Raw genomic sequence first — 17,953 nt, forward strand, 5'->3', positions numbered from 1 at the left:
GATGACCATAGCAAGTCGGTCCCACCCCTTCCCATCCCGAACAGGACCGTGAAACGACTTTGCGCCGATGATAGTGCTGCAACCAGTGTGAAAGTAGGTTATCGTCAGGCTAGTTATAAGGAAAAAACCCGTTGACCGATGTCAGCGGGTTTTTTTTCGTCTCGTGGAAAGTAATCGCCCTACGGTTCGTGGGATTCATCGGGAAGCCTTGGCCAGCGCCGCACATAGCGGCATGCACATCTCGGCAATCCGGTCCAGGCTTGCTTCGCGCAGTTTGCCGGCATCGACCACAATATCACTTTCAAGCCCGGCCCAGCGAAGGAGGGCGCTACAAGCCTGGGGCGAGTCGAACAAACCATGCAGATAGGTGCCCAGCACCTGATCGTCGACAGAGCGCGCCCCTTCGCCGCGCCCGCCGATCACAAACGCTGGCCGTTGCAATGCTTCCCCGCTGGAGACGCCCATGTGAATCTCATAGCCGCTGACGTCCGCATCGGCAAAGGTGCACGTGCCGCGCACCTGCGCCAGCTGCTTGCTCGACGCAAGCGTGGTCGTCATCGGCAGGATGCCAAGTCCATCCGAAGTACCAGCGGCGCCTTCGATACCGTCGGCATCCGACACGCTTGTTCCAAGCATCTGGAAGCCCCCACAGATACCGATCACCTTGCCCCCGTAGCGCAGGTGCTTGTCGAGATAGCGGCCCCAGCCCTCCGATCGAAGGCACGCCAGGTCGGCCCGGGTGTTCTTGCTACCCGGGAGGATGACCAGGTCCGCGGGCGGATGCGTTTCCCCTTGGCGCACGAAGCGCAGGTCGACGCCGGGATGCGCACGCAAGGGATCGAAATCAGTATGGTTGCTCATGCGCGGAAGCGACGGCACGACAATCCGGAAAGCGCCGCGCGACGCCTGCACCGATTGAACCGCATCCTCTGCATCGAGGTATAAACCGTGCAGGTACGGCAGCACCGCAAGCACTGGTTTGCCTGTTCGCTCTTCCAGCCAGTCGATACCCGGCTGTAGCAGCGACAGGTCGCCGCGGAAGCGGTTGATGACGAAACCAACGATGCGATTGCGCTCGCTCGCCGAAAGGCAGTCGAGCGTTCCGATGATGTGCGCGAACACGCCGCCGCGGTCGATGTCCGCCACCAGAATCACCGGGCAGTCCACTGCTTCGGCAAAACCCATGTTGGCGATATCGCGGTCGCGCAGGTTGATTTCGGCCGGGCTGCCTGCGCCTTCCACGATCACTGCCTGATACTGCGCGCGCAGCCGGCCGTACGATTCGAGTACCGCGGACATCGCCGCCGTTTTATAGGTGTGATAGTCGCGCGCGTCCATCTCCGCACGCACTTTTCCGTGCACGATAATCTGGGCGCCAGTGTCGCTCGATGGTTTGAGCAGCACCGGATTCATATCGGTGTGCGGCGCCAGGCCCGCAGCGATGGCTTGCAGCGCTTGCGCACGGCCGATCTCGCCACCATCGGCGGTCACTGCGCTGTTGAGCGCCATGTTTTGGGGTTTGAACGGCGCCACCTTCACGCCCTGCTGCCACAGCACGCGGCAAAGCGCCGCGACAATCGTGCTCTTGCCAGCGTCGGAGGTCGTACCCTGGACCATCAGCGTGTGATACGGGAAGCTGCTCACGGTTTATTCCTTCTCTGGCGCGCGGTGTCGAGGTGCTCGCATAGCGACGCGGCGCCTTCGATCATGCGCGGGCCGGCGCGGTTGAGCAGGTCGCCGTCAACGCGGAACAGGTTGGCGTAGCGTACTGCGCTCACTGTGGCAAACGACCGCCACATGCCGATGCCGCCCTCGTCGCCACTGCGTGCCGCAGTGCTGAAGATCGCTTCCGGATCCTTCTGCACGACCGATTCGATATCGACTACCGGCGCGGTGATCTTCATCGACGCAAAGACATTCTCGCCGCCGCACAGGCGAATCGCGTCGCTGACGATATGCGCGCCGTTCAGCGTGTACAGCGGCTTGTCCCACACTTGGTAAAAGGTGCGCACCGTTGAGCGGCCGGCGTATTTTTTTCCGAGTGCGGCTAGCTTGCCTTCCAGCTGGCGTGCCTGCTCTTCGGCGGCGGCTTCAGTTCCCATCAATCTGCCAAGGCGCCGGACGCTATTGGGAATATCAGCCAGCTTGCGCGGCTCGCTGTGATAGATCGGTACACCGAGCGCGCGCAGTTGTTCGATTTGACGCTGCGACGATCCGTGCATCCACGCGACCACCAGGTCGGGGCGCATCGAGGCGACACGCTCCATATCGATCATGCGGTTGTCGCCGATGCGGGGAATCCGCCTGGCCTGCTCGGGATAATCGCTGTAACTGACGGCGCCTGCGATCTTGCTGCCCCCGCCTGCCGCGAACAGCAGCTCAGTGACATGCGGCGCCAGTGCGATAATCCTAAGCGCCGGCTTTTGAAGGGTGACGGGCTTGCCCTCGTCATCAAGCACAGTGATCGCCGCATGGGCCGGAAGGGCCGCGCCAAGGCTCAGCGCAAAGAGGATGCTTTTCATTTTTGATTGTTCCATTCGGTAAGTGCCTTTATCAGCCTTTGCCAGCCCGTTTCATTCGGCGGAAGACCGACGCGGATGCCGCGGGCGGCCTGCAGGAAAAGGCGAACCCAGATGCCACGCTCTGCGAAGTGGCGCCACATAGGCTCCGGCTCGTTCATCGGCCACCACTGGAACAGGTCTGTACCCGAGGTAGCCAAACCCCTGTCGCGAAGTACTGCGCGCAGGCGCGCGCCGTCGTCGGCAAGGCGTTGGCGCATTTTTGCCTGCCAGTCGCGGTCACACAGGGCGGCGCGCGCCACCAACTGCGCGGGACCGCTGACAGTCCAGGGACCAACCAGGGCTTCAAGCTGGGCAAGCAATTGCGGTTGGGCGCCAACGAAGCCGGTGCGCAACCCGGCAAGGCCGAAGAACTTGCCGATCGAGCTAAGAACAACCAGGCCTGGCAGTCCGCTCATTTCCGCCACGCTGTTCGCCGGCGCCACATCGGCGAAAGCTTCGTCGACGACCAGCCATCCGTCGCGCTGCGCCAGTTGCGCGCGCCATGCAAGCAGCTGTTCGCGCTGGACGATGGCGCCGGTCGGATTGTTTGGATTGCAGACCACCATGACATCGCAACTGGCGATCTCGTCGTCCAGACGCGCAAAGGGCACTTCGCGGGCGCGATGCCCGTGCTGGCTCCAGTGATGCGCGTGCTCCGCGTACGATGGCGCCGCAATGACGACGCGCGACGGTGAACGCAAGCGCGGCAAGGCCTGGATGGCCGCCTGGGTGCCGGCAACGGCCAGCATGTCCGGCGCGCCGTAGTAGCGCGATGCTGCCTCCGCGAGCAGCGGGTCCTTTTCGGGCAGCCGATGCCAGGCGTGCGCGCCGATTGCGGGCGCGGGGAAGCCGTGCGGATTCAGGCCGGCTGACAGGTCAAGCCAGTTTTCAAGAGGCCTGTCGAACCGGGCTGCAGCCTGGCGCAGATTGCCGCCGTGTTCAAGCATATCCTTCTCCAATCAGGTAATTCGTCATTGCGAACATGGTGCCAAATCCCAGCCAGAGCAGGGTCGTGCCCAGCACCAGGCGCCATGCACGCACGATGTCATCAGCGGTGGGTGTTCGTCCGTCACCCAGCACGGGGCGTTGTTCAAGCACGCCGTCGTAGGTGGCGCTACCACCCAGCTCGACGCCAAGCGCACCCGCGCCGCTTGCCATGACAGGACCGGCATTCGGGCTCGGCCAGGCCGGCGCCTGTTTGCGCCAGCAACGCAACGCGCGGCGTCTGTCGCCGGCCAACATCACGTAGGAGAGGGCGGTCAGGCGTGCCGCCGGGAGGTTCAGCGCATCGTCGAAGCGCGCGGCCATCCAGCCAAAATCGCCAAAGCGCGCATTCCGGTATCCCCACATGGCGTCCAGCGTATTGGCTAGCCTGAACAGCAGCGCGCCCGGACCGCCTGCCACCGCAAACCAGAACAAGGTCCCGAATACCGCATCGTTGCCGTTTTCAAGCAGGGATTCGATGCTGGCTTTAGCCAGCGCGGGCTCGTCCAGCCCGGAAGTGTCGCGGCTGACGATGCGTGCGGTCAGCCTGCGGGCGCCGCCGATGTCACCTGCGCCGAGTGCGCGTGCGATTGGAAGGTTGTGGTCACGAAGGCTGCGCAGGCCAAGGCTGAAATACAGCAGCGCCACATGGACGGCGAAACCGCCCGCACCGGCAAGCCATGCGGACAGCGCCACTAACGGCGTCACCGCAAGCAGCCATCCAAGGATGCCGCGCACCTTGCGTACACGCCCCCGGTTGAGCCGATGCTCAAGTGCCGACGCCAAGTTGCCGAAGCCGACCAGCGGATGCCAGCGGCGCGCCTCACCAACAAGCAGGTCGATCGCCACCGCGGCCACCATCAGCCACGCCAGGTCAGCCAAAGCCAGTCCGCTCAGCACGCATCATCCTTGAGAATAAGCGGTAGCCCGGCCGCGACCAGCACCACCCGGTCCGCGAACGCGGCTACCGCCTGGTTCAGGCGCCCGGCTTCATCGGCAAAGCAGCGCGTCAGTGCGCCCATTGGCACGATGCCCATGCCCACTTCGTTCGACACCAGGATGATGTCGCCACGCGGCTGCGTCAGCGCATCGAGCAGGCGTTCGCGCTCGACGATAAAGCGCGCGGGCAGCGTGGCCACGCCCGTTTCCGGAAACGGGCCGTTCTCCGGGAAGAGAAGGTTCGACAGCCACAGGGTCAGGCAGTCCACCAGCACGATGCGGTCCGGGCCGGCCCAGGTGTTAAGCGCTTCGCCGAGTTTGAGGGGCTCTTCCACGGTGACCCAGGCGTCCGGGCGCCGCTCGCGGTGATGGGCGATGCGGACCGCCATTTCGTCGTCGCCTGCGCTGGCGGTCGCGATGTAGACGGCATCGCGGCCTGTGCTCAACGCCAGCGCTTCGGCATAGGCGCTCTTGCCCGACCGCGCGCCGCCAAGTACAAGGGTCACGCTCATGACAGTGCCTTTACCATTCCGTTCCTTGCTGGGCGGCGATCCCGGCCTGGAAGGCGTGCTTGACGACGGCCATTTCGGTTACCGTATCCGCAGCTGTGACCAGTTCTTCCGGCGCGCCGCGGCCAGTGATGACGACGTGCTGCATCAGCGGGCGGCCGAGCAGGTCTTCGATGACTTCGGCGGTATCGAGGTAACGGTACTTCAGCGCGATATTGAGTTCGTCGAGCAGCACCAGGCCGATTTCAGGATCGGCCAGGAAGCGGCGCGCCAGCGCCCATGCCTCAGCGGCCTTGGCGGTGTCGCGCTCACGGTCCTGGGTCTCCCACGTATAGCCTTCGCCCATCGCGTGGAAGCTCACCTCGTCGGGGAAGCGGCGGAGGAATTTTTCTTCGCCCGTCGACATGCCGCCCTTGATGAACTGTATGACGGCGACCTTCATTCCATGGCCCAGCGCGCGCATCACCATGCCGAAGCCGCTCGAACTCTTGCCCTTGCCGTTCCCGGTGGTGACGACGATGATGCCGATGTGCTTGTCCGCCTCACTGATTTTCTTGTCGATGATTGCCTTCTTCCGCTCCATGCGGATGCGGTGGCGTTCGTTAATGTCGTTCATAAGCTCTCCTGTTTAAATTTATGCACTGCGCAGGCGGTGCAGCTGGTAGAGGAATACTGGTGCGCCGACCAGCGCGGTGATGACGCCGACCGGAAGCTGCTGCGGCGCGACCACGGTGCGGGCCAGCGTGTCCGCCAGCACGAGGAAGGTTCCGCCAGCAAGTGTCGCGGCAGGGATAAGCACCCGATGGTCCGCGCCGAACGCAAAGCGCAGCGCATGCGGGATGATCAGCCCGACAAAGCCGATGCTGCCGGCGCTGGCAACCGCGGTCGCGGTCAACAGTGCGGAACAGAAGAATAGCTTTTGCAGGGTCGGGCCGACGCGCACGCCGAGGGTGGCGGCGGCGCCGTCATGCACGGCAAGGACATTCAGTGACCGTGCACTGCGCAGCGCAAACACCAGTACGCCGGCAAGTACGATCCACGGCGTGGCACGCACCGGCGCGCCTGCAATATCCCCGATCATCCAGAAGATCATGCTGCGCAAGCGGCTCTCCGGCGCGATCGACAGCATCAGCGTCACCATGGCCATGCATGCGGACGACAGCACAACGCCGGTCAGTAGCAACAGCCTGGCGCCGCCGCGGACCGAGGCGGCGCCATCCAGCCCGCGCCGCGCCAGCAGGTACAGCAGCGCCGAAACGCCAGCCGCACCTGCCAGTGCGCTCGCGTCGACGGCCCATGCCGGCGCCATGAACAGGAGGGCCGCAACAGCTCCCACCGAGGCGCCCGCTGAAATGCCGAGGGTGTACGGATCGGCCAGGGGATTGCGCAGCAGGGCCTGCATCATCACGCCAGCCAGCGCGAGCGATGCGCCAGTAACGAAGGCCGTCAGCGCGCGCGACAGCCTCAGGTCGAGCAAGGTGGCGGCCAGCGACGAGCCGGCGCCGCCGGCCAGTTCCGCCAGCGCAGCAGGCAGCTGCGTCAACGGAACCGGTACCGAGCCAACCAGGCCTGCCACCGCAAAACAACTGGCGGCGAGCAGCACCAGCACGGCGGTCGCCATGCCCGCGCGCCGGTGCAGAGGGTACGCTTGCGCGTGCATGGGTTAACGCGCGCCGTAGCGCAGGCCGGCAAACCAGTTCGAGCCCGGTGTCGCGTAATGGCGCGCCAGCTCGTAGCGCTTATCGGCCACGTTATTCCAACGAAGGATGGCGGACCAATCCGGGGTAAGGCGGTATCCGGCGAACAGGTTCACCACGCCATAGCCGCCGATCCCGTTGCGGTTGGCGGCGTCGTCGTAACGCGCGCCGGATGCCAGCACTTCCGCGCCGACAGTGGACGAGCCGATGGCATACTCGGCGCCCAGCTTGGCGTGCCGCCTCGCGCGGCGGGCCAGCTGCTTGCCGGTGGTGTCGTCGCGCGGGTCCTGGAAATCGAACGCCGCATTCAGGTCGATATCCGCGAGGCGGGTACGCATGCCGATTGACACCCCGCTCAGCACCACGCGGTTGACGTTGTAGGCGCAGCCGTACGGGTGGGTCGCGACCTCCACCGGGCAGCGGCTGGTGCTGACCAGCAGGTCGCGTACCTTGTTGCGGTACCAGGCGATGCTGGCCTGGTTTTCGCCTTCGCTGAAATAGGCGCCGGCTTCCACGTTGCGTCCTTGCTCCGGCCGGTTGGACTCGACGCCATAGCCCGGGTAGTACAGCTCGTTGAATGTCGGTGCGCGGAAGCTGGTGCCGGTGCTGGCGTTGAGACGCAGCGTGCGCGTCAGGCGGTAGCCGTATCCTAGTCCCCATGTGGTGTTCGACCCATATTGGCTGCTGTCGTCGGACCGTGCGCTGATGCTGGCCAGGTGGGCGCCGGCGCGTAACGAGTACGAGGCCGCAGCGGAGTCGGTGTCACGGCGGCGGTTCAGCGCGCCGCTGGAGTTGGAGATGACTTCCTCGGAGCGCCGCTCCAGCACCAGCTGCAGCAGGTCGTCGCCAATGGCGATATCGTTCTGGACGCTCAGGGCGTTCTGGCGCGTCTCGATGCGATTGCGTCCCGACGCTGCCGCGCTGCTGTCATCCTGCGATTTGTCCGAGGCGCTTGAGGCCTGCAGCGCGAGCTGCCACGCGGCGCTGAGCTGATGGCGCGAAAACAGCGCGACGTTATCGAGCTGCTGGACACTTCGGGCCGGGTAGTCTGCCGCACCGGCATCGTAGTCCGCATCGAGGCGGCTGTGCATGAACAGCGCGCCCAGTTCGTGGCCGCGCGCCGGCTGCAGCGCTAACTGGCCGCTGGCGCTTTCCTTGTTGTAGCCATCGCGGTCGGGGTTGAACGAGAACGCGCCCGGCCTGGTCGCAGAAAAGCCGTCTTCTTTGGTGCGCGAGGTGGCGATGGCATAACTGACCGGGATCGCGCTTGCGGTCGATCCGCTGACCGCAGCTTCGCCTTCGCGCAGGCCTTCGCTGCCCGCCCGGGCTGCAAACGTGACGCGTGGCGCGCCCGCGCCGCGCCGGGTGAAGATCTGGACTACGCCGCCAAGCGCGTCGGCGCCGTACATCGTCGCCAGCGGGCCGTAGACGATTTCGATGCGTTCGATATCGGCCAGCGGCAGTGCGCTCCAGCTGGCGCCGCCGGTGGTGGACGAACCGATACGGACGCCGTCCACCAGCACTACATTCTGGCGGTTGTCGGCCCCGCGGATGAACACCGAGGATGTGGCGCCTGGACCGCCGTTGCGGGCAACCTCGATACCGCGCTGCAGCTGCAACAGGTCGGTGACGGAGCGCGCGCCGGAGCGGGCAATGTCGTCCGAGCCGATGACCACATGGTCGCTAAGGACGTCCATTGCGGGTTGGGTGGAGCGGTTGGCGGTAACCAGTACTTCGGCCACCATGGCGTCGCCGGCATGCGCCGGCAGGAAAGGCGAAGAGAGGGCGAGCGCAAGCGAAGACAGCGCCGCGCGGCGTGCAACAGGTAAGGTCATGTCGAATCTTCAGTCAGTTGGCAACCGGCCCGCGTCCCCGCAGGCCAGATTGAACAGAACTGCGCAAGCGAGGGATGAGATTCGACTGACTGGACAAGGAAGATGCAAAGCCCGGCCGCGCCGCAAACATCCCCGTTCGCGCACTTCCACCTGCTTTGGCCGGTATCCGGGCTAGCAAGTGTGGCCGTCTCACCTTCCCATGCACATCGCACAGTGGTCGTTGGAGGCGGCTTGTCGCGCGAGGCGACGCTTGCTTACCGTTGCGGGGGCAGCACACGTTAGCTGGTAAAGGCTTCGTGTTTCCCGTTTAACTGCACACATGGACATGTGTGCGGGCACCAAAACGCCTCGATTATACACAGTCGAGTGTGACGACTGCGCCGTAGCCGATTGCATGGGCATGGGAGGCGGCGTGCTGCGCCATCGCGGCGGGGGCGAGGCCAAGCTGGCGCGCCGCGAACAGGCGCATGGTTCCGGCATGGCAGACGATCACGCATTCCGGCTCCTCCGATCGCATCAGCTGTTCGTAAAATGCGTGCACGCGGAGCGCCATTGTGGCCACGCTGTCGGCGCCGCCGGGGCGGTAATGCGCGACGTCGGCTGCCCAGGCATCGACTTCGGCGCGCGCGATATCGCTCCACCGGCGCAGTTCCCACGCGCCGAAATCCAGCTCGGCCAGGCGCTGGTCGACGCGCACATCGCAGGCCAGGGCGCGCGCCAAACGCAGGCAGCGCTGGAGTGGGCTGGAGTAGACCGGCAGGTTGGAAGGCAGCGCAGCCTGCACGGAAGACAGCATCCGCGCGTGCACTTCGTCGCTGACCGCGAGATCGGCGCTGCCGTAGCACACGCCGGGCGCGACGTCAGGCGCGAAGTGCCGGACCAGGTGGACGCGCATGGTCAGGCCAGTGCTGCCTGTCCGGCACAGGCCAGCACCGCGAGATAGATGGCCACTTCGCTCAGTTGCTGGACCGCGCCGAGGCAGTCGCCGGTAAAGCCGCCGATGCGGTGCACGCACTTCGCGGCCATCCACGCGGCGGCGACAGCCGCGAACGCGACCGCAAGGGCAATCGACAGCCACGGCATGAACCCGGCCGCACCAAGAACTGCCGCCGGTATGCCGGCGCCGGCCGAGGCGATGAGGAACTCGGCATCGCTCATGTCCTGCCCGAGCGGCTTGGCCTTGCCTTCGTCGCGCACGTAGTCGAGGCGCCAGATCAGCGCCGCGGCGGCCAGGCGCGAGAGCGGGTGCGCCAATAGCAGGGCCGCAATCGCCAGCGCCGGCTCCAGCATCGCCAGCAGCAGGCATTTGAGCGCGACCAGCAAGGTGACGCCAACCGCGCCGTAGGTGCCGATGCGCGAGTCCTTCATTATTTCCATCACCCGCTCACGCGTCATGCCGCCGCCGAAGCCATCGCACATGTCGGCAAAGCCGTCTTCGTGAAAGGCCCCGGTCAGGTAGATGCTGGCGGCGGTTGAGAGCAGCACCGCGACCGGCGCTGGCCACACGCTGGCGGCCGCCCAATAGACCGCAGCTGCGATCGCGCCCACCAGCAGCCCGACCAGCGGGAAGTAGCGCGACGCGTGGTGCAGCCATGCGCTTTCAAAGCCTACCCAGCGCGGGATGGGAAGGCGCGTGAAGAATTGCAGCGCAATGAAGAACAGGCGGCATTGAAATACGCAGGCGGTGGCGATGGTCTGCATCGTTCTATTCCCCCTGTTGGCTGACCTGGGCCGAATCGAAGGTCGCCATCTCGCGCAGGAAGTTAGCGGCGCTTGCGAGCAGGGGAAGGGCCAGCGCGCAGCCAGTACCTTCGCCGAGGCGCAGGTCGAGGTTCAACAGGGGCCGCGCATCAAGTTGTGCGAGCATGCGCTGGTGCCCGCGCTCGTTAGAGCAGTGCGAGAACACGCAATAGTCCAGGATGGACGGCTGCAGGCGCGCCGCGACCAGCAGTGCGCTGGTGACGATGAAGCCATCGACCAGGATCACCATGCGGCGCTCGGCGGCGCGCAGCATTGCGCCGGCCATCATGGCGATCTCGAATCCGCCGAAGGTGGCCAGGATATCCAGCGGTTCGCGCACACCGTCGTGGCGGGCAACCGCGGCTTCGATCACGCTGCGTTTATGCGCAATTCCTTCAGCCGCAAGCCCGGTGCCGGCGCCGACGCAATCGGCGACGGGAATTCCCGTGAGCTTGTGCATGAGCGCGGCCGCCGCGGTGGTATTGCCAATGCCCATTTCACCGAAGCCGATTACGTTGCCGTCGAGGCCGTCCACGAGGGCGATACCGTGGCTGATCGCGGCTTCGCATTGGACCGCTGTCATTGCGGGGGCTTTGGCAAAGTTTTCCGTGCCGAAAGCGACCTTGCGGTCGACCAAACCGTCGCGCGCGCTGAACTCATGGTTGACGCCGGCATCGACGATGTGCAGCGCACAGCCGTTTTGGCGCGCAAAGACATTGATCGCAGCACCACCGGCGAGGAAATTCTCCACCATTTGCCAGGTGACGCTTTGTGGGTATGCGGACACGCCTTCGGCAACGACGCCATGGTCGGCGGCAAAGACCAGAATTGCCGGGCAGCTGATCCGCACGTCGACGGTTTTCTGGATCAGGCCGAGCTGTAGCGCAAGGCTCTCGAGGGCGCCGAGACTGCCGATGGGCTTGGTCTTGTTATTGATTGCGCGGCTCAGTTGTTCGGCAAGTGCAAGGTCGTGGATGGGTGCGGCTAAAGGTAATCGCATAGTATTTTTGGTGTTGGTGTTTTGATATCGGAACGCGCGATACCTTAGCACACCAAAAAAACCTGACCCGTGGAAGGGGGCCGCAAATCAGCGCCGGCTATTGGGCAGCACCTGGAAATCATCGGCCCTGTCCGCATCGCGCAAGGCTTGCAATAAGGCGTCCGGCGGGCACACCAGCTTGCGCTGGCCCAGGTCCAGCCAGCCAGCCGTCGAAGTCACCCGGGCCGCCAGCACATCTTCGCGATAAAAGTCGTTGCGCAGCTTCATACGGCTGCCGTCCTCGGATAGCCCTGCCAGCATCATCGTCACCCGCACCGCGTCGAGCAGGTGAAACTCGCGGAAGTATTCGACCTCGTCTTTCATCACTACTGGCCCGATCTTCAGCCGCATGAATTCCGACATCGGGAAACCGCGGTCGGCAAAGTACATCATGCGCAGGTCGGCAGATTTGTCCAGATAGGCCGTGTTGCGCATGTGGGAATTGAAATCCATGTCACCCCATCCGGCCATGAGCGTTTTCTCGTACATCAGTTTCTCCTTTGGCGATCTCAAGATGACACTGTACGCCCACCATCCCACCGTTGGAGTCTGCAAATAAATAAGCGGTTCGCCAGTCGCCAGTGCTGCAAAACGATTCAATCTGTTCGGTACCGCGCATAGCGATAAAAGAAAAAACGTCATTCAAATAAACAACGGAGAGGGCAGGCGACGGCGGGCCTTTTGCGATTAGCAGAAATATAAAACGATCGGTGACCCTCACCGTGCTACCCTGACCCATCATCAATCCCACGCCCCGGCGAGAAAACGTATTGAATGCTATATAAGCATGACCCGAACCAGAACTTCCTCCTCGCGGCGCTTCTCGACGCCGAATTTAACCGCCTCTCTCCCCACCTCGAGCTCGTTCCACTAAAGCTCGGTGATGTACTTGCCGAATCCGGCAGCAAGACCGATTACCTGTATTTCCCGACCACGGCGATTATTTCGCTGCATTACCTGCTTGAGAACGGCGGCTCGTCCGAGATCGCTGGCGTCGGCAACGAGGGAGTGCTTGGCATTTCGCTGTTCATGGGCGGCGATACGACACCGAGCCGGGCCGTGGTGCAAACCGGCGGCTTCGGCTACCGCATTCCCGCGCGCATCCTGATGGAAGAATTCGACCGCGCCGGCCCGGTGCTGCGTTTGCTGCTGCGCTATACGCAGGCGCTCATCACGCAGATGTCGCAGACCGCCGTGTGCAACCGCCACCACACGGTTGAACAACAGCTGTGCCGCTGGCTGCTGCTGACGCTCGACCGCCTTGGCCCAGCCGAGTTGACGATGACCCAGGAGCTGATTTCCAACATGCTCGGCGTGCGTCGCGAAGGCGTGACAGAAGCTGCCGGCCGCCTGCAGGCGAGCGGTTTCATCAGCTACCGCCGTGGCCACATCACCGTCACCAACCGGAGCGGCCTGGAGCGGAATGTTTGCGAGTGCTACGGTGTGGTAAAGAAAGAATTCGCGCGTTTGCTGTCCGATACGCGCAACCGCCAGCCGCCCGCCGTTGCCGGCCGGCCTGCCTGACGACCCAGTATCGCCGTCACCTTTTAGAGCCAGGTTGAGTGCTCGACGTCAGGCAACAAGGACTACCCATGAAATCGATATTAAATTCCTCCGTGGAACGGCTGATGGCATTCGCCTTCGCCGCCACGTTCATTGTGCTATTGCTGGTCGGCGCGATTGCGCTGAACCAGGAGCTGGACCCGGCCTTGGCAGGCGACCTGATCACGGCCAGCATTACCGCACTGGTGTTCCTGCTGATTCTGGTGTTTATCCAGATGCGGCGCACCATGCGCTTGCGCGCGGTCGAACAAATGGCGGTACGCGTGGCGCCCTTGCTGAAAGCGGGCGCCTTACAAGATGCGATTTTCAATAGCGCCAATTTTTCCAGCATCGCAACCGACGCCCAGGGCGTGATCCAGATTTTCAACGTCGGCGCAGAGCGCATGCTTGGCTATGCGGCCGCCGACGTCATCGACAAGCGCACGCCCGCCACCATCTCGGACCCGCAGGAACTGATCACCCGCGCAGCGGAACTAAGCGCAGAATTTGGCACAGCCATCCAGCCGGGTTTTGAGGCGATGGTGTACAAGGCGCTGCGCGGCATCGAGGACATTTACGAGCTGACGTATATCCGCGCGGACGGCACGCGCTTCCCGGCATTGCTGTCGGTGACCGCGCTGCATGACGCCGTCGGCAAGGTGATCGGGTTCCTGCTGATCGGCACCGACAACACGGTTCGCAAACAGGTGGAGGCGGAGCAGGCGCTGCTCGACCAGCGCTTGCGCGACCAGCAGTTCTACACACGTTCGCTGATCGAGTCGAACATCGACCCCTTGATCACCACCGACCTGCGCGGGATCATCAGCGACGTCAATCACCAGATGGAAATGCTGACCGGGCGCACGCGCGACGAGCTAATCGGCGCGCCGTTCAAGAACTGTTTCACCGAGCCATTGCGTGCGGACGAAGCAATCTCGCGCGTGCTGCGCGAAAGCAAGGTGACGAATTACGAACTGACAGCGCTCGCGCGGGACGGCAAGGAAACCGTCGTATCGTATAACGCGACCACTTTCCACGACCGCGACCGCCGCGTGCAAGGCGTGTTCGCCGCCGCGCGCGACGTCACGGAGCGCAAGCATTTCGAGCATGCGCTGCAAGAGACCAACGTGGCATTGCAGGCCGCACGCGAGGCGGCGGAAAAGGCCAACCGCGCCAAGTCCGAATTCTTGTCGAGCATGAGCCACGAATTGCGTACGCCGTTGAATGCCGTGCTCGGCTTTGCCCAGCTGATGGCGTCCGAAGTGCCGGCCCCGGCCGCGCACCAACAACGTTCAATCGACCAGATCCTCAAAGGCGGCTGGTATTTGTTACGTCTTATTAACGAAATCCTCGATTTGGCGATGATTGAATCAGGTAAGGTAACAATGTCGCAGGAAGCGATGTCGATGTCGGACGTGCTGCAGGATTGCAAGGGCATGATTGAGCCGCAGGCCACCAAGCGCGGCATTGCCCTGACCTTCCCGAAATTCGACAACATAATCTATGTCCACGCCGACCGAACCCGGGTCAAGCAGGTGATGATCAACCTGCTGTCGAACGCCATCAAGTACAACGGCAGCGGCGGCAGCGTGATCGTGCAGTGCGTGGTCAGTGGCAAGGACCGGATTCGCATCAGCGTCAAGGACACGGGTGTCGGCCTGTCGTCCACCCAGCTTGAGCAACTGTTCCAGCCATTTAATCGGCTTGGGCAGCAGGACAGCGGCGAGGAGGGCACCGGTATCGGGCTCGTCGTCACCAAGCAACTGGTCGAACTGATGGGCGGCTTGATCGGCGTTGAAAGCGCGGTCGGCGTCGGCACCGTGTTTTGGGTCGAGCTGGCTGCGGCAACCGCGCCTGCGCTCGCGCTTGAAAACATCGACGAGGTGTCGCTTGAACGCCGTCCGGCTGTGGCGCGCGACCTGGGCGACCAGCCGACGTTGCTATACGTCGAAGACAATCCGGCCAACCTCGCGCTGGTGGAACAGTTGATCGCGCGCCGCGGCGACGTCAAGCTGCTCACCGCCATCGACGGCCACCTCGGCATCGAACTGGCCCGCACCTATCTTCCCGATGCGATCCTGATGGACATCAACCTGCCGGGAATCAGCGGATACGGCGCGCTGAAAATCCTGCAGGAGGATCCGCTTACGTCGCATATACCGGTGCTGGCGCTGTCTGCCAACGCGGTACCGCGCGATATTGAAAAGGGTCTGGAAGCAGGATTCTTCCGTTACCTGACCAAGCCGATCCGCGTACGTGAATTCATGGATGCGCTCGACGTCGCCCTGGAACACGCCGCTGCACACGAAGCGGGACAATGATGAATATGCCGATTAAACACGCAGGGGAAGTGATGCTTCAACCGTCAGAGATACTTAATGCCAGCATCCTGGTGGTCGACGACCAGGAAGCGAATGTGATGCTGCTCGATCAGATGCTCCGTAACGAGGGCTATACCAACATCACGACCACCCAGTTGCCGCGCGAGGTCCAGGCGCTGCATCAGGCAAACCGGTTCGACCTGATTTTGCTTGACCTGCAGATGCCGGAAATGGACGGCTTTGAAGTGATTGAAGCGCTCAAGACGATTGAAACCGGCGGCTACCTGCCTGTGCTGGTAATTACCGCGCAGCCGGGCCACAAACTGCGCGCCCTGAAAGCGGGCGCGAAGGATTTCGTCAGTAAGCCATTCGACCTGGTCGAGGTGCAAACGCGTATCCACAACATGCTGGAGGTGCGCCTGCTATACCGAAAACTGGCCGATCACAATCGCGTGCTGGAACAAACGGTCCTCGATCGCACCGCGCAGTTGCGCCTGAGTGAAGCGCGGTTCCAGCGCTTTACCGAATTATCGTCCGACTGGTATTGGGAGCAAGATGCAGAAGGCCGCCTGACTCAGTCCTCCGGTCCCGTGCACGAAATGCTGGGGATAGGCACAACGGGCGAGAACGCTGGCGCTGTATGGAATGCAAACGAACGCGCGGCGCTCGATACCAAGATCGCGGACCGCCTGCCATTCCTCGATTTCATTTACACCCGCACGGCGCCCAACGGCAGCGTCCAGTACCTGCAGGTGAGTGGCGAACCGATGTTCGATGCAGCCAGCCGGTTCATCGGTTACCGCGGCGTAGGCATGGATGTCACCGAGCGGATGAAACGCGCGTGATTATCCTGCCACGACGCCGCGGCTGATGCTGTCGCCGTCGTTAGGTTTCAAGCGCCAGAAGAGAAGCGACGATGCAGCGGTGATCAAACCCAGCGTCAGCAGCGCATGATGCAGGGCGTTGGTCACCATGGCCCGGTCCGTTTGGACCACGTTGCCCAGATACCAGCCCGCCACCAGCGATCCGACCGCCAGGCCGAAGCTGGTTGACAACTGCTGGAATGAACTCGACATCGTGCTCGCCATGCTCGAGTCCTTCGCGTCAATGTCGGCATAGGCAAGCGAGTTCATGCTCGAGAATTGCATCGACGCGAAGAATCCTTGCATGAAGCCCAGCGCAACAATGGCCGGCAGCGGCGTTCCGGAATCGACCAGCGAGAATGTCGCGATCGTCAGCCCTATGCAGACTGTGTTCACGACCAGGATCTGGCGATAGCCGAACCGCTTGAGCAGGCGCTGGGAAAACAGTTTCATCCCCATCGCCGCGATTGCTGACGGCATCATCAGCAATCCCGACTTCCATGCCGGCAGTCCCATCCCAACCTGGTAGAGAAGGGGCAGCAGGAAGGGCAGGCCGCCAAACCCCATGCGCGCGACAAAGCCGCCGAGCACGGAGATCCGGAAGGTCCTGATACGGAACAGGCCCAGCCGCAAGAGCGGGAACTGCGCGTCACTCGCATGGATGGCATACGCCACCAGGAGGCCGAGAGATACGCCAAGTGCCGCCAGGGCCGTCGATGGCGCCAGCGTGTGCTCCCCGAATACCTCGAGCAGCCATGAAAGCAATGCCGTTCCCGAGCTGAACAGGATAAGGCCGAGCACATCCAGTGGACGCTTGTGCTCGCTCACATGGTCGGGCATGTACTTGTAGACCAAAAACAGCGCAATAATTCCAACGGGGACGTTAATCAAGAAGATGTAGCGCCAGGAAAACCAGTGAACGATCAGCCCGCCAACCGTAGGGCCGAGAAGGGGGCCGATGAGCGCCGGGATGATCACGAAGTTCATCGCCCCCAGTAACTCGGACTTGTGGAAGGTGCGGATGATCGCGAGCCGGCCGACTGGCATCATCATTGCGCCGCCAAGGCCCTGCAGCAGGCGCGCGGCGACCATCATCGCCGGGTTGACGGCCAGGCCGCACAGGACGGAAGCGATTGTGAACACAATAATGGCGATTGAGAATACCCGGCGCGTGCCGAACCGGTCGGCCATCCACCCGCTGATGGGAATGCCCACTGCCAGGCTGAGGATATAGCTGCTGACAACCGACTTAAGGCTCAGTGGCGTGACATCGAAGCTGGCGGCGATGCTGGGAATGGCGGTATTGACGATGGTCGCGTCCAGCTGCTCCATAAACAGGGCGGCAGCCACCACCCAGGGCAGGTAGCGCTTTGTGACTGCTAAGCTGGTCAGGGTGTCCACCCTTTCCGTCGATGCTGCATGATGGTTCCTTATTGGCGCGGATTACAAGCTGATCAATTATCCGGATCGTCGACTATAGCTCTGTGCGACAAGTCACACACGCACTGCAGCAAATAACCCTTGTCACTGCTGAGCGGCTTTGCTATAGTTCGCCTCCCCACAGAAATGGTTAACGAAATCAAGTAGTTGCTGAGCTGTGAGGGGCGTCTGAAAAAGACGACGAAGTAAAAAAGAGTTTGACGAGCAACGCAAATTACCGCATAATCTCATCTCTCTGCTGCTGACAAACACAACGCTTTGTCGACAAGTAGCAAGCAAGCAGTGCCGAATAAAGTTCTTTAAAAATTAACAGTCGATAAGTGTGGGCGTTTGATGAAGGTGCCAAGAACTTCGGTTCTTGAATGCTTAAATTATCAAATGTTCACAAAAAAGAAATACGTTGCTCAGCAATGAGTAACGGTCAGTATTTTGAGTGAGCGAATTCGGACCAATGGGACGAATTCGGGGGCAGAGATGTCCTCG

Annotated in this window: 16 protein-coding genes, 1 rRNA gene and 1 riboswitch; of the genes, 4 read left to right on the forward strand and 13 right to left on the reverse strand. The window is 62.7% G+C overall.

The window, feature by feature from the left end; translation table 11 throughout:
• Positions 1-110, forward strand: a 5S ribosomal RNA gene (gene rrf, locus LMJ30_RS16440); the annotation flags it as partial.
• An 85-nt stretch (positions 111-195) separates the two neighbouring features.
• Here rrf and LMJ30_RS16445 read toward each other — a convergent pair.
• The 12 genes from LMJ30_RS16445 to LMJ30_RS16500 all read right to left on the reverse strand — a co-directional run bounded on the left by LMJ30_RS16445 (position 196) and on the right by LMJ30_RS16500 (position 11,793).
• The gene (locus tag LMJ30_RS16445) at positions 196-1,644 is read right to left on the reverse strand and encodes a cobyric acid synthase (RefSeq protein ID WP_229433468.1); all 1,449 of its coding nucleotides are present in this window, start codon (positions 1,642-1,644) and stop codon (positions 196-198) included.
• Positions 1,641-2,522 (reverse strand): cobalamin-binding protein, encoded by an 882-nt coding sequence (locus LMJ30_RS16450; RefSeq protein ID WP_229433470.1) that lies wholly within the window; start codon positions 2,520-2,522, stop codon positions 1,641-1,643. Before LMJ30_RS16450 ends, LMJ30_RS16445 begins: the two co-directional genes overlap by 4 nt.
• Positions 2,519-3,508, reverse strand: coding sequence for a threonine-phosphate decarboxylase CobD (cobD, locus tag LMJ30_RS16455; RefSeq protein WP_229433472.1), 990 nt, complete (start codon positions 3,506-3,508; stop codon positions 2,519-2,521). Before cobD ends, LMJ30_RS16450 begins: the two co-directional genes overlap by 4 nt.
• Positions 3,501-4,445 carry an adenosylcobinamide-phosphate synthase CbiB gene (cbiB, locus tag LMJ30_RS16460; protein ID WP_229433474.1) on the reverse strand — a complete coding sequence of 315 codons (945 nt, stop codon included), beginning with the start codon at positions 4,443-4,445 and terminating at the stop codon, positions 3,501-3,503. The genes cobD and cbiB overlap by 8 nt, the downstream gene beginning before the upstream one ends.
• Positions 4,439-4,996, reverse strand: a complete 558-nt coding sequence (cobU, locus tag LMJ30_RS16465; protein ID WP_229433476.1) for a bifunctional adenosylcobinamide kinase/adenosylcobinamide-phosphate guanylyltransferase — start codon at positions 4,994-4,996, stop codon at positions 4,439-4,441. Before cobU ends, cbiB begins: the two co-directional genes overlap by 7 nt.
• Before the next feature lie 10 nt (positions 4,997-5,006).
• Positions 5,007-5,609 (reverse strand): cob(I)yrinic acid a,c-diamide adenosyltransferase, encoded by a 603-nt coding sequence (gene cobO, locus LMJ30_RS16470; protein WP_229433478.1) that lies wholly within the window; start codon positions 5,607-5,609, stop codon positions 5,007-5,009.
• Positions 5,610-5,627: 18 nt separating this feature from the next.
• Complete coding sequence (locus tag LMJ30_RS16475) at positions 5,628-6,653, reverse strand: FecCD family ABC transporter permease (RefSeq protein ID WP_371873031.1); 1,026 nt, start codon at positions 6,651-6,653, stop codon at positions 5,628-5,630.
• 3 nt (positions 6,654-6,656) lie between these two features.
• Positions 6,657-8,525 carry a TonB-dependent receptor plug domain-containing protein gene (locus LMJ30_RS16480; protein WP_229433482.1) on the reverse strand — a complete coding sequence of 623 codons (1,869 nt, stop codon included), beginning with the start codon at positions 8,523-8,525 and terminating at the stop codon, positions 6,657-6,659.
• Between the two features lie 140 nt (positions 8,526-8,665).
• Positions 8,666-8,883: riboswitch (cobalamin riboswitch) on the reverse strand.
• A complete protein-coding gene (locus tag LMJ30_RS16485; protein ID WP_229433484.1) occupies positions 8,878-9,420 on the reverse strand; it encodes a histidine phosphatase family protein in 543 nt (180 codons plus the stop codon). It overlaps the preceding riboswitch by 6 nt.
• 2 nt (positions 9,421-9,422) lie before the next feature.
• The gene (locus LMJ30_RS16490; protein ID WP_229433486.1) at positions 9,423-10,226 is read right to left on the reverse strand and encodes an adenosylcobinamide-GDP ribazoletransferase; all 804 of its coding nucleotides are present in this window, start codon (positions 10,224-10,226) and stop codon (positions 9,423-9,425) included.
• Positions 10,227-10,230: 4 nt separating this feature from the next.
• Positions 10,231-11,265: a nicotinate-nucleotide--dimethylbenzimidazole phosphoribosyltransferase gene (gene cobT / locus LMJ30_RS16495; protein WP_229433488.1), complete on the reverse strand. Its 1,035-nt coding sequence runs from the start codon at positions 11,263-11,265 to the stop codon at positions 10,231-10,233.
• A gap of 87 nt (positions 11,266-11,352) precedes the next feature.
• Positions 11,353-11,793 (reverse strand): thioesterase family protein, encoded by a 441-nt coding sequence (locus LMJ30_RS16500; protein ID WP_229433490.1) that lies wholly within the window; start codon positions 11,791-11,793, stop codon positions 11,353-11,355.
• Positions 11,794-12,078: 285 nt separating this feature from the next.
• On the opposite strand from LMJ30_RS16500, the gene LMJ30_RS16505 reads away from it, so the two are divergent.
• The 3 genes from LMJ30_RS16505 to LMJ30_RS16515 all read left to right on the forward strand — a co-directional run bounded on the left by LMJ30_RS16505 (position 12,079) and on the right by LMJ30_RS16515 (position 16,012).
• Positions 12,079-12,828, forward strand: a complete 750-nt coding sequence (locus LMJ30_RS16505; RefSeq protein WP_229433493.1) for a Crp/Fnr family transcriptional regulator — start codon at positions 12,079-12,081, stop codon at positions 12,826-12,828.
• Between the two features lie 68 nt (positions 12,829-12,896).
• Positions 12,897-15,167: a PAS domain-containing hybrid sensor histidine kinase/response regulator gene (locus LMJ30_RS16510; protein ID WP_229433495.1), complete on the forward strand. Its 2,271-nt coding sequence runs from the start codon at positions 12,897-12,899 to the stop codon at positions 15,165-15,167.
• A 32-nt stretch (positions 15,168-15,199) separates the two neighbouring features.
• The gene (locus LMJ30_RS16515) at positions 15,200-16,012 is read left to right on the forward strand and encodes a response regulator (protein ID WP_229433497.1); all 813 of its coding nucleotides are present in this window, start codon (positions 15,200-15,202) and stop codon (positions 16,010-16,012) included.
• On the opposite strand, the gene LMJ30_RS16520 is transcribed toward LMJ30_RS16515, so the two are convergent.
• On the reverse strand, positions 16,013-17,422 hold the full coding sequence (locus tag LMJ30_RS16520) for a DHA2 family efflux MFS transporter permease subunit (protein ID WP_267869697.1): 1,410 nt from the start codon (positions 17,420-17,422) through the stop codon (positions 16,013-16,015).
• Positions 17,423-17,953 lie beyond the last annotated feature (531 nt).

The organism is Massilia agrisoli (genome assembly GCF_020831365.1).
Classification (GTDB): domain Bacteria; phylum Pseudomonadota; class Gammaproteobacteria; order Burkholderiales; family Burkholderiaceae_D; genus Telluria_A; species Telluria_A agrisoli.